Origin of the sequence: Klebsiella sp. B345, assembly GCF_051131735.1 — a bacterium.
Classification (GTDB): Bacteria; Pseudomonadota; Gammaproteobacteria; order Enterobacterales; family Enterobacteriaceae; genus Klebsiella.
The window spans coordinates 1768524-1780462 of the sequence record NZ_CP180443.1 but is presented as its reverse complement, the minus strand read 5'-3'; the positions used below and the strand labels follow the sequence as shown (position 1 = coordinate 1780462).

Below are 11939 nucleotides of genomic sequence, written 5' to 3'. Positions count from 1 at the left end.
CCTCCCGTTTGGGAGGCCTTGTTGTTCGTCTTCGCATTCTTTATCACACGACGAATCGCCTCCCGTTCAGGGGAAGGTAAAAAAGAATGCGAAGAAGAACGGTAGTTGTTTCACGGTGATGTCCTTTGGTTGATGGCAGTTACAGTACCCGTACTGTTTTCATCCTGTCAATAAAAAACGCGCCCGAAGGCGCGTGGCGTTACACAATATTAAGTTAAGGATTACTCTTCTTCTTCCACAAAGCCTGCCTCTTTCACCGATGTTGCGGCGCGGCGGGCTTCCCCTTTGTGTTGCACTTTATTCAGCTGCCGTTCCAGCTTGTTGATTAATTCGTTGATAGCGACGTACATATCTTCACTTCTTCCACTGGCGACCAGGTGGCCATTCGGCGTGTTGATGGTTGCGTCAGCGACAAAACCCTGCGGCTCTTTAGAGAGAATGATGTGCGGGTTGATTAAGTGGGTTTGCCATTTATCCAATTTGGCGAGACGGTCTGCGACGTGCTGGCGAATTGCCGGAGTAATTTCCATTTGTTTACTGGTAATGTTCATTGTCATAAATTTTACCTCTTGTCTTTCCCGTCTTGGTGAACTCAGCATACCTCGCCCAATGTCAAGATGTGTGATTAAGATCACATTTTAATGTCACTTTTTGTCAACGAATCCATTTTGTGAGACAGGGCAGGAACAGGTGAGATTTTACTTGTCGAATAGGGGAAAGGGCGTCATATTTGATAGGATGACTCGACGCTAAAACGCTTCAGCTTTGGTGTCTGAGCAATAAAAAAACGGCAGCTCATCGCTGCCGTTTTGCTTATCTGAAATGCGATCAGGTGTTTTTGCCGTTAGCCGCGATGATTTTCGCTACTTTATCGGCCTGTGCATTCATTTGCATCTGGCGATAGGCGTTTTCCATCTTCGGCAATGCATCGCGAGTGGCCTGTGTATCCGGATAGCTGCGCAGCATGCCATCAACACGGTTTACTACGGCAACCCATGCACCACGGTCGGTGTAGTAATCCACGACCGACAGCTCGTACTTCGCCAGGCGATCTTTCAGGAACACCATACGTTTGTAGGCGTCGGTCGCATACTGGCTGCTCGGATAACCGCGCACCAGTTTGGAGAAGTCGTTAAAGGCATCGCGCGCGTGCTGTGGATCGCGGTCGGAACGATCGACCCCGAAGAAGCCTTGCAGCGCACTGTCATCCAGAGCCATATTTGTCAGACCACGCATATAAATGACGTAATCAATGTTAGGATGTGTTGGGTTCAGACGAATAAAGCGGTCGATAGCTGCCTGAGCCAGCGGTAGATCGGCATTTTTGTAATACGCATAAATCAGGTCGAGCTGTACCTGCTGGGAATAAGGTCCGAACGGGTAGCGGTTATCCAACGCTTCCAGTTGCGTTATTGCCTGTTTCCAGTTACCGTCCTGCAGCTTTTGCTGAGCGGTCGCGTAGATTTCATTCGGCGGATTATCAGGCACCTCTTCCTTTGAGCCGGAGCAACCCACCAAAGCCAGGCTCAGTGTGGCCGCTGCCACCAGGTATTTCATGCGCGTCATGACGTTTTGACTTCCTCAAAATGTTTATGCGGGAGAATCTCTGTTCCTGCTCCCGATTAAGACCAGCTACAATAGCACACTATATTAAACGGCAAAGCCGTAAAACCCAACGTTAAACGAAGAAGCTGTATATGGCACAACGAGTACAACTCACCGCAACGGTGTCCGAAAATCAACTCGGACAACGCTTAGATCAGGCTTTGGCCGAAATGTTCCCTGATTATTCGCGATCGCGAATAAAAGATTGGATCCTTGACCAGCGAGTGCTGGTAAACGGCGCTGTCAGCGACAAGCCGAAAGAGAAAGTTTTAGGGGGAGAGCTCGTCTCCATCGATGTTGAAATCGAAGAAGACGTCCGCTTCGAACCGCAGGATATTCCGCTCAATATCGTTTATGAAGATGATGACATCCTCGTCATTAACAAACCGCGCGACCTGGTTGTACACCCGGGCGCGGGCAACCCCGACGGTACTGTGCTGAATGCGCTGCTGCACTACTATCCGCCGATTGCCGATGTCCCGCGCGCGGGTATCGTGCACCGTCTGGATAAAGACACGACCGGCCTGATGGTCGTCGCGAAGACTATCCCGGCGCAAACTCGCCTGGTGGAATCGCTGCAGCTGCGTGAAATCACCCGTGAGTATGAAGCGGTGGCGATTGGCCACATGACTTCCGGCGGAACGGTGGAAGAACCTATCAGCCGTCACCCGACCAAGCGTACGCACATGGCGGTGCACCCGATGGGTAAACCGGCAGTCACGCACTATCGTATTATGGAGCACTTCCGCATCCATACGCGCCTGCGTCTGCGTCTGGAAACGGGTCGTACGCACCAGATACGTGTGCATATGGCGCATATTACCCATCCGCTGGTGGGCGATCAGGTCTATGGCGGCCGTCCGCGCCCGCCGAAGGGGGCTTCAGAAGCGTTTATTACTGCGCTGCGCAAGTTTGATCGTCAGGCTCTGCACGCGACGATGTTGCGTCTGTACCATCCGATCAGCGGTATTGAGATGGAATGGCATGCACCTATTCCACAGGATATGGTTGATCTGATTGACGCAATGCGTGCTGATTACGAAGACCACAAGGACGATATCGACTGGTTATGACTAAACTGATTGTACCGCAATGGCCTGTGCCGGAAGGCGTGGCGGCCTGTAGCTCCACGCGTGTTGGCGGCGTCAGCTTGCCACCGTTCGATTCACTCAATCTGGGTGCTCATTGCGGAGACAATCTGCAGCATGTGGAAGAGAACCGCCGGCGGATGTTTGCCGCAGGCGGGTTACCGTCGTATCCGGTCTGGCTGGAGCAGGTGCATGGCACTGCCGTGCTGAAACTGGACGGTGGGCCATATGAGTCAAAGCGAGCGGATGCGTCATACTGTAATACACCGGGTACGGTGTGTGCCGTGATGACCGCAGACTGCCTGCCGGTGCTTTTTTGCAATCGTGCAGGAACCGAAGTTGCCGCTGCACATGCCGGCTGGCGCGGATTATGCGATGGCGTGCTCGAAGCAACCGTCGCCTGCTTTGCCGATAAGCCAGAAAACATTCTGGCCTGGCTTGGCCCGGCCATCGGCCCCGAGGCGTTTGAAGTCGGCCCGGAAGTGCGCGATGCCTTTATGAGTAAAGACCCGAAGGCCGAGAGCGCTTTTCGGCCGGTTGGTGAGAAATACTTTGCCGATATTTATCAGCTTGCCTGCCAGCGCCTGGCTAACGTGGGCGTGACGCAGATCTTCGGCGGCGATCGCTGTACGCTAAGCGAAAAGGATGATTTTTTCTCTTATCGCCGTGATAAGACGACGGGTCGTATGGCGAGTTTCATCTGGTTGAGCTAACCTCGCGAGTCAAGACGATCCAGATGGCAAACATATTTTTCGCATAGTTCAGGTCTTTAACCTTGAATAATTGAGGGATGACCTCATTTAATCTCCAGTAGCAAATTTGACCTGTTATGGGAGGAGTTATGCGTCTGGATCGTCTTACCAATAAATTCCAGCTTGCTCTTGCCGATGCCCAGTCGCTTGCACTTGGGCACGACAACCAATTCATCGAACCTCTTCATCTAATGAGCGCCTTGCTGAATCAGGAAGGGGGATCGGTACGTCCTTTATTAACTTCTGCGGGCATTAATGCCGGAGAGTTAAGCACGACCATCACTCAGGCGTTGAGCCGTTTACCGCAGGTGGAAGGCACCGGCGGTGATGTGCAGCCGTCTCAGGATCTCGTGCGTATTCTGAATCTTTGCGACAAGCTGGCGCAAAAGAGGAAGGACAACTTTATTTCGTCAGAGCTGTTCGTTCTGGCGGCGCTTGAATCACGCGGTACGCTGACCGACCTTTTAAAATCTGCCGGAGCAACAACCGCCAATGTGACTCAGGCGATTGAACAAATGCGCGGAGGTGAAAGCGTGAACGATCAGGGTGCCGAAGACCAACGTCAGGCATTGAAGAAATTTACGGTCGATCTGACCGAGCGGGCTGAACAAGGCAAACTGGATCCGGTGATCGGCCGTGATGAAGAAATTCGTCGGACAATCCAGGTGTTGCAGCGGCGTACTAAAAATAACCCGGTTCTGATTGGGGAACCCGGTGTCGGTAAAACCGCCATCGTGGAAGGACTGGCGCAGCGTATCGTTAACGGCGAAGTGCCGGAAGGGCTGAAAGGCCGCCGCGTACTGGCGCTGGACATGGGGGCGCTGGTCGCCGGGGCGAAGTATCGTGGTGAGTTCGAAGAGCGCCTGAAAGGCGTGCTGAACGATCTCTCTAAACAGGAAGGCAACGTCATCCTGTTTATTGATGAGCTTCATACCATGGTGGGTGCCGGGAAAGCAGACGGCGCAATGGATGCCGGCAACATGCTCAAACCTGCGCTGGCGCGTGGGGAGCTGCACTGCGTCGGCGCGACCACGCTCGATGAATATCGTCAGTATATTGAGAAAGATGCCGCGCTGGAGCGTCGTTTCCAGAAAGTGTTCGTGGCTGAACCGTCAGTGGAAGATACCATCGCAATTCTGCGCGGTTTAAAAGAGCGTTATGAGCTGCATCACCACGTACAGATCACCGACCCGGCGATCGTCGCAGCCGCAACCTTGTCGCATCGTTATATTGCTGACCGCCAGCTGCCGGATAAAGCCATCGACCTGATCGATGAGGCTGCATCCAGCATTCGCATGCAGATTGACTCGAAGCCGGAAGAGCTCGACCGACTCGACCGACGTATTATCCAGCTCAAGCTGGAGCAGCAGGCGTTGAAGAAAGAGGCCGATGAGGCCAGTCTGAAACGGCTGGATATGCTCAATGAAGAGCTGGCGGATAAAGAGCGTCAGTATTCAGTATTAGAAGAAGAGTGGAAGGCGGAAAAAGCGTCACTCTCCGGAACCCAGACGATCAAAGCCGAGCTGGAACAGGCGAAAATCGCGATTGAGCAAGCGCGTCGCGTTGGTGACCTCGCGCGGATGTCTGAACTGCAGTACGGTAAAATTCCGGAGCTGGAGAAACAGCTTGCGGCTGCCACCCAGTCGGAAGGCAAAACCATGCGTCTGTTGCGAAATAAAGTGACCGACGCGGAAATTGCCGAAGTGCTGGCCCGCTGGACCGGTATTCCGGTGGCGCGAATGATGGAAGGCGAGCGTGAAAAACTGCTGCGGATGGAGCAGGAACTGCACAGTCGGGTGATCGGTCAGAACGAAGCGGTCGAAGCGGTATCCAATGCGATTCGTCGTAGCCGTGCCGGGCTGTCTGACCCTAACCGTCCAATCGGATCGTTCCTGTTCCTCGGGCCAACCGGTGTCGGTAAAACCGAGCTTTGCAAAACGCTGGCTAACTTTATGTTCGACAGCGACGATGCAATGGTGCGTATCGATATGTCCGAGTTTATGGAGAAACACTCCGTCTCGCGTCTGGTCGGTGCACCTCCGGGATATGTCGGCTATGAAGAAGGGGGCTATCTGACTGAAGCGGTTCGTCGCCGTCCGTATTCCGTCATTTTGCTGGATGAAGTCGAAAAGGCCCATCCGGATGTGTTCAACATTCTGTTGCAGGTGCTGGACGACGGTCGTCTGACCGATGGGCAGGGGAGAACGGTCGATTTCCGCAATACGGTGGTGATCATGACCTCCAACCTCGGTTCGGACTTGATTCAGGAGCGTTTCGGGGAGCTGGATTACGGCCATATGAAGGATCTGATTCTGGGTGTGGTCAGCCAGAACTTCCGCCCGGAGTTCATCAACCGTATCGATGAAGTGGTGGTCTTCCATCCATTGGGTGAAAAACACATAGCTTCTATTGCGCAGATTCAGCTGCAGCGTCTGTACAAACGTCTGGAAGAACGTGGTTACGACGTTCATATGTCCGATGAGGCGCTGAAACTGCTGAGCGCGAATGGTTACGATCCGGTGTATGGTGCGCGTCCGTTAAAACGCGCTATCCAGCAGCAGATCGAAAACCCGCTGGCGCAGCAAATTCTTTCCGGTGAGTTGATTCCTGGCAAAGAAGTCCAGCTGGTGGTTAAAAACGACCATATCGTCGCAGTGCAGTAAATCACAAAACGACAAAAACGGGCCCAATGGGCTCGTTTTTGTTTAAAAACCAGGCAAGAATTAAAGTCTGAATGCGAAATTGATTAATAAGTAAGCGAACAAATCATTTTTGTGAATTTAAACTTGTCACGTCAGAATTACTGCCTATAATGCGCCTCCACTGACACGGAACAACGGCTAACAAGCCGCTGGGTCAGCAGGGTTCTCCACTGAAAGCCAGTCGAGTTACCCGGCAGAGAAAAGCAAAAAATAAATGCTTGACTCTGAAGTGGGGAAGCGTATTATGCACACCCCGCGCCGCTGAGAAAAAGCGAAGCGGCATTGCTCTTTAACAATTTATCAGACAATCTGTGTGGGCACTCAAAGTGACATGGATTCTTAACGTCCTCGGACGAAAAATGAATACCAAGTCTCTGAGTGAACATACGTAATTCATTACGAAGTTTAATTCACGAGCATCAAACTTAAATTGAAGAGTTTGATCATGGCTCAGATTGAACGCTGGCGGCAGGCCTAACACATGCAAGTCGGGCGGTAGCACAGGAGAGCTTGCTCTCCGGGTGACGAGCGGCGGACGGGTGAGTAATGTCTGGGAAACTGCCTGATGGAGGGGGATAACTACTGGAAACGGTAGCTAATACCGCATAACGTCGCAAGACCAAAGTGGGGGACCTTCGGGCCTCATGCCATCAGATGTGCCCAGATGGGATTAGCTAGTAGGTGGGGTAATGGCTCACCTAGGCGACGATCCCTAGCTGGTCTGAGAGGATGACCAGCCACACTGGAACTGAGACACGGTCCAGACTCCTACGGGAGGCAGCAGTGGGGAATATTGCACAATGGGCGCAAGCCTGATGCAGCCATGCCGCGTGTATGAAGAAGGCCTTCGGGTTGTAAAGTACTTTCAGCGAGGAGGAAGGCGTTAAGGTTAATAACCTTAGCGATTGACGTTACTCGCAGAAGAAGCACCGGCTAACTCCGTGCCAGCAGCCGCGGTAATACGGAGGGTGCAAGCGTTAATCGGAATTACTGGGCGTAAAGCGCACGCAGGCGGTTTGTTAAGTCAGATGTGAAATCCCCGGGCTCAACCTGGGAACTGCATTTGAAACTGGCAAGCTTGAGTCTTGTAGAGGGGGGTAGAATTCCAGGTGTAGCGGTGAAATGCGTAGAGATCTGGAGGAATACCGGTGGCGAAGGCGGCCCCCTGGACAAAGACTGACGCTCAGGTGCGAAAGCGTGGGGAGCAAACAGGATTAGATACCCTGGTAGTCCACGCTGTAAACGATGTCGACTTGGAGGTTGTTCCCTTGAGGAGTGGCTTCCGGAGCTAACGCGTTAAGTCGACCGCCTGGGGAGTACGGCCGCAAGGTTAAAACTCAAATGAATTGACGGGGGCCCGCACAAGCGGTGGAGCATGTGGTTTAATTCGATGCAACGCGAAGAACCTTACCTACTCTTGACATCCAGAGAACTTAGCAGAGATGCTTTGGTGCCTTCGGGAACTCTGAGACAGGTGCTGCATGGCTGTCGTCAGCTCGTGTTGTGAAATGTTGGGTTAAGTCCCGCAACGAGCGCAACCCTTATCCTTTGTTGCCAGCGGTTCGGCCGGGAACTCAAAGGAGACTGCCAGTGATAAACTGGAGGAAGGTGGGGATGACGTCAAGTCATCATGGCCCTTACGAGTAGGGCTACACACGTGCTACAATGGCATATACAAAGAGAAGCGACCTCGCGAGAGCAAGCGGACCTCATAAAGTATGTCGTAGTCCGGATTGGAGTCTGCAACTCGACTCCATGAAGTCGGAATCGCTAGTAATCGTAGATCAGAATGCTACGGTGAATACGTTCCCGGGCCTTGTACACACCGCCCGTCACACCATGGGAGTGGGTTGCAAAAGAAGTAGGTAGCTTAACCTTCGGGAGGGCGCTTACCACTTTGTGATTCATGACTGGGGTGAAGTCGTAACAAGGTAACCGTAGGGGAACCTGCGGTTGGATCACCTCCTTACCTGAAGAACCTGCCTTTGTAGTGTCCACACAGATTGTCTGATGAAAAGTAAATAGCAAGGCGTCTTGCGATTGAGACTTCAGTGTCCCCTTCGTCTAGAGGCCCAGGACACCGCCCTTTCACGGCGGTAACAGGGGTTCGAATCCCCTAGGGGACGCCACTTGCTGGTTTGTGAGTGAAAGTCGCCGACCTCAATATCTCAAAACTGGTTCTCCGGAATCACGTTTGAGATATTTGCTCTTTAAAAATCTGGATCAAGCTGAAAATTGAAACGACACACTGTTTCCTTTCTCCGTAATAAGAAAGGAAAAGCGGTGTGTTCGAGTCTCTCAAATTTTCGCAACGCGGACTGTTTTACGAAACAGCTTCGGGTTGTGAGGTTAAGCGACTAAGCGTACACGGTGGATGCCCTGGCAGTCAGAGGCGATGAAGGACGTGCTAATCTGCGATAAGCGTCGGTAAGGTGATATGAACCGTTATAACCGGCGATTTCCGAATGGGGAAACCCAGTGTGTTTCGACACACTATCGTTAAGTGAATACATAGCTTAACGAAGCGAACCGGGGGAACTGAAACATCTAAGTACCCCGAGGAAAAGAAATCAACCGAGATTCCCCCAGTAGCGGCGAGCGAACGGGGAGGAGCCCAGAGTCTGAATCAGCGCGTGTGTTAGTGGAACGGTCTGGAAAGTCCGGCGGTACAGGGTGATAGCCCCGTACACTAAAATGCACACGTTGTGAACTCGAAGAGTAGGGCGGGACACGTGGTATCCTGTCTGAATATGGGGGACCATCCTCCAAGGCTAAATACTCCTGACTGACCGATAGTGAACCAGTACCGTGAGGGAAAGGCGAAAAGAACCCCGGCGAGGGGAGTGAAAAAGAACCTGAAACCGTGTACGTACAAGCAGTGGGAGCCTACTTGTTAGGTGACTGCGTACCTTTTGTATAATGGGTCAGCGACTTATATTCTGTAGCAAGGTTAACCGTATAGGGGAGCCGCAGGGAAACCGAGTCTTAACTGGGCGTTAAGTTGCAGGGTATAGACCCGAAACCCGGTGATCTAGCCATGGGCAGGTTGAAGGTTGGGTAACACTAACTGGAGGACCGAACCGACTAATGTTGAAAAATTAGCGGATGACTTGTGGCTGGGGGTGAAAGGCCAATCAAACCGGGAGATAGCTGGTTCTCCCCGAAAGCTATTTAGGTAGCGCCTCGTGAATTCATCTTCGGGGGTAGAGCACTGTTTCGGCTAGGGGGTCATCCCGACTTACCAACCCGATGCAAACTACGAATACCGAAGAATGTTATCACGGGAGACACACGGCGGGTGCTAACGTCCGTCGTGAAGAGGGAAACAACCCAGACCGCCAGCTAAGGTCCCAAAGTCACAGTTAAGTGGGAAACGATGTGGGAAGGCACAGACAGCCAGGATGTTGGCTTAGAAGCAGCCATCATTTAAAGAAAGCGTAATAGCTCACTGGTCGAGTCGGCCTGCGCGGAAGATGTAACGGGGCTAAACTGTGCACCGAAGCTGCGGCAGCGACACTATGTGTTGTTGGGTAGGGGAGCGTTCTGTAAGCCGTTGAAGGTGGCCTGTGAGGGTTGCTGGAGGTATCAGAAGTGCGAATGCTGACATAAGTAACGATAAAGCGGGTGAAAAGCCCGCTCGCCGGAAGACCAAGGGTTCCTGTCCAACGTTAATCGGGGCAGGGTGAGTCGACCCCTAAGGCGAGGCCGAAAGGCGTAGTCGATGGGAAACAGGTTAATATTCCTGTACTCGGTGTTACTGCGAAGGGGGGACGGAGAAGGCTATGTTAGCCGGGCGACGGTTGTCCCGGTTTAAGCATGTAGGCGGAGCGTTTAGGTAAATCCGGACGCTTGTTAACGCTGAGGTGTGATGACGAGGCACTACGGTGCTGAAGTAACAAATGCCCTGCTTCCAGGAAAAGCCTCTAAGCATCAGGTAACATCAAATCGTACCCCAAACCGACACAGGTGGTCAGGTAGAGAATACCAAGGCGCTTGAGAGAACTCGGGTGAAGGAACTAGGCAAAATGGTGCCGTAACTTCGGGAGAAGGCACGCTGATGGTAAGTGAAGTGACTTGCTCATGGAGCTGAAATCAGTCGAAGATACCAGCTGGCTGCAACTGTTTATTAAAAACACAGCACTGTGCAAACACGAAAGTGGACGTATACGGTGTGACGCCTGCCCGGTGCCGGAAGGTTAATTGATGGGGTTATCCGTAAGGAGAAGCTCTTGATCGAAGCCCCGGTAAACGGCGGCCGTAACTATAACGGTCCTAAGGTAGCGAAATTCCTTGTCGGGTAAGTTCCGACCTGCACGAATGGCGTAATGATGGCCAGGCTGTCTCCACCCGAGACTCAGTGAAATTGAACTCGCTGTGAAGATGCAGTGTACCCGCGGCAAGACGGAAAGACCCCGTGAACCTTTACTATAGCTTGACACTGAACATTGAGCCTTGATGTGTAGGATAGGTGGGAGGCTTTGAAGCGTGGACGCCAGTCTGCGTGGAGCCAACCTTGAAATACCACCCTTTAATGTTTGATGTTCTAACGTAGACCCGTGATCCGGGTTGCGGACAGTGTCTGGTGGGTAGTTTGACTGGGGCGGTCTCCTCCCAAAGAGTAACGGAGGAGCACGAAGGTTAGCTAATCCTGGTCGGACATCAGGAGGTTAGTGCAATGGCATAAGCTAGCTTGACTGCGAGCGTGACGGCGCGAGCAGGTGCGAAAGCAGGTCATAGTGATCCGGTGGTTCTGAATGGAAGGGCCATCGCTCAACGGATAAAAGGTACTCCGGGGATAACAGGCTGATACCGCCCAAGAGTTCATATCGACGGCGGTGTTTGGCACCTCGATGTCGGCTCATCACATCCTGGGGCTGAAGTAGGTCCCAAGGGTACGGCTGTTCGCCGTTTAAAGTGGTACGCGAGCTGGGTTTAGAACGTCGTGAGACAGTTCGGTCCCTATCTGCCGTGGGCGCTGGAGAATTGAGGGGGGCTGCTCCTAGTACGAGAGGACCGGAGTGGACGCATCACTGGTGTTCGGGTTGTCATGCCAATGGCATTGCCCGGTAGCTAAATGCGGAAAAGATAAGTGCTGAAAGCATCTAAGCACGAAACTTGCCCCGAGATGAGTTCTCCCTGACTCCTTGAGAGTCCTGAAGGAACGTTGAAGACGACGACGTTGATAGGTCGGGTGTGTAAGCGTAGCGATACGTTGAGCTAACCGATACTAATGAACCGTGAGGCTTAACCTTACAACGCCAAAGCTGTTTTGGTGGACAGAGAGAAGATTTTCAGCCTGATACAGATTAGTTGATGCGTCTTCAGGACGTGTTGATAACAGAATTTGCCTGGCGGCGATAGCGCGGTGGTCCCACCTGACCCCATGCCGAACTCAGAAGTGAAACGCCGTAGCGCCGATGGTAGTGTGGGGTCTCCCCATGTGAGAGTAGGGAACTGCCAGGCATCAAATAAAACAAAGGGCCCAGTCGAAAGACTGGGCCCTTTGTTTTGTCTGCAATTTACCCGGGAAAGGTGTCTCCGGGCCATCAGACAATACAAAAGCCCATCCTGACGGATGGGCTTTTTGCGTTTTATCTCTGCGAAATCCACTATTCATCATAAAACTGAACGGTGCTTACTCTCACCGACAACATAAAAGCCTGCTGTCGCCGCCTCCTCACCATATTTCACTTTATCCCTGGCCATGTTTTAGCGTTAATCCCGAAAACCAGATGACGGAAAAAATGTGAATTCATTCACATATAATTAAATAACAATTATATAACATTTGG

Annotated in this window: 6 protein-coding genes, 1 tRNA gene, 3 rRNA genes and 1 other annotated feature (1 of these 11 only partly in view); of the genes, 7 read left to right on the top strand and 3 right to left on the bottom strand. The window is 52.3% G+C overall.

Annotated features, from left to right (window positions below):
* Window positions 1-115, bottom strand: a sequence feature (Phe leader region); it reaches 10 nt to the left of the window's first position.
* From pheL to bamD, 3 genes are all read right to left on the bottom strand, one after another.
* Window positions 67-114: a pheA operon leader peptide PheL gene (gene pheL, locus ACMYSO_RS08230; protein WP_125294913.1), complete on the bottom strand. Its 48-nt coding sequence runs from the start codon at window positions 112-114 to the stop codon at window positions 67-69. It overlaps the preceding feature by 48 nt.
* A gap of 106 nt (window positions 116-221) precedes the next feature.
* The gene (gene raiA, locus ACMYSO_RS08225; RefSeq protein ID WP_004866516.1) at window positions 222-557 is read right to left on the bottom strand and encodes a ribosome-associated translation inhibitor RaiA; all 336 of its coding nucleotides are present in this window, start codon (window positions 555-557) and stop codon (window positions 222-224) included.
* A gap of 271 nt (window positions 558-828) precedes the next feature.
* On the bottom strand, window positions 829-1566 hold the full coding sequence (gene bamD, locus ACMYSO_RS08220; protein ID WP_434670073.1) for an outer membrane protein assembly factor BamD: 738 nt from the start codon (window positions 1564-1566) through the stop codon (window positions 829-831).
* Between the two features lie 131 nt (window positions 1567-1697).
* Here bamD and rluD point away from each other — a divergent pair, with 131 nt between their 5' ends.
* The 7 genes from rluD to rrf all read left to right on the top strand — a co-directional run bounded on the left by rluD (window position 1698) and on the right by rrf (window position 11610).
* Window positions 1698-2678 (top strand): 23S rRNA pseudouridine(1911/1915/1917) synthase RluD, encoded by a 981-nt coding sequence (gene rluD / locus ACMYSO_RS08215; protein ID WP_123756924.1) that lies wholly within the window; start codon window positions 1698-1700, stop codon window positions 2676-2678.
* Window positions 2675-3406, top strand: coding sequence for a purine nucleoside phosphorylase YfiH (yfiH, locus tag ACMYSO_RS08210; RefSeq protein WP_434670071.1), 732 nt, complete (start codon window positions 2675-2677; stop codon window positions 3404-3406). The genes rluD and yfiH overlap by 4 nt, the downstream gene beginning before the upstream one ends.
* A gap of 128 nt (window positions 3407-3534) precedes the next feature.
* Entirely contained in the window at window positions 3535-6108 is a 2574-nt protein-coding gene (gene clpB / locus ACMYSO_RS08205; RefSeq protein ID WP_434670070.1) for an ATP-dependent chaperone ClpB, read from the top strand.
* 466 nt (window positions 6109-6574) lie between these two features.
* Window positions 6575-8116 (top strand): 16S ribosomal RNA (locus tag ACMYSO_RS08200).
* Window positions 8117-8200: 84 nt separating this feature from the next.
* Window positions 8201-8276: transfer RNA gene (locus ACMYSO_RS08195), tRNA-Glu, on the top strand.
* A 218-nt stretch (window positions 8277-8494) separates the two neighbouring features.
* Window positions 8495-11399, top strand: a 23S ribosomal RNA gene (locus ACMYSO_RS08190).
* 95 nt (window positions 11400-11494) lie between these two features.
* Window positions 11495-11610, top strand: a 5S ribosomal RNA gene (rrf, locus tag ACMYSO_RS08185).
* The 16S, 23S and 5S rRNA genes sit together here with 1 tRNA gene alongside, the layout of an rRNA operon.
* The last annotated feature ends 329 nt before the right edge of the window (window positions 11611-11939 follow it).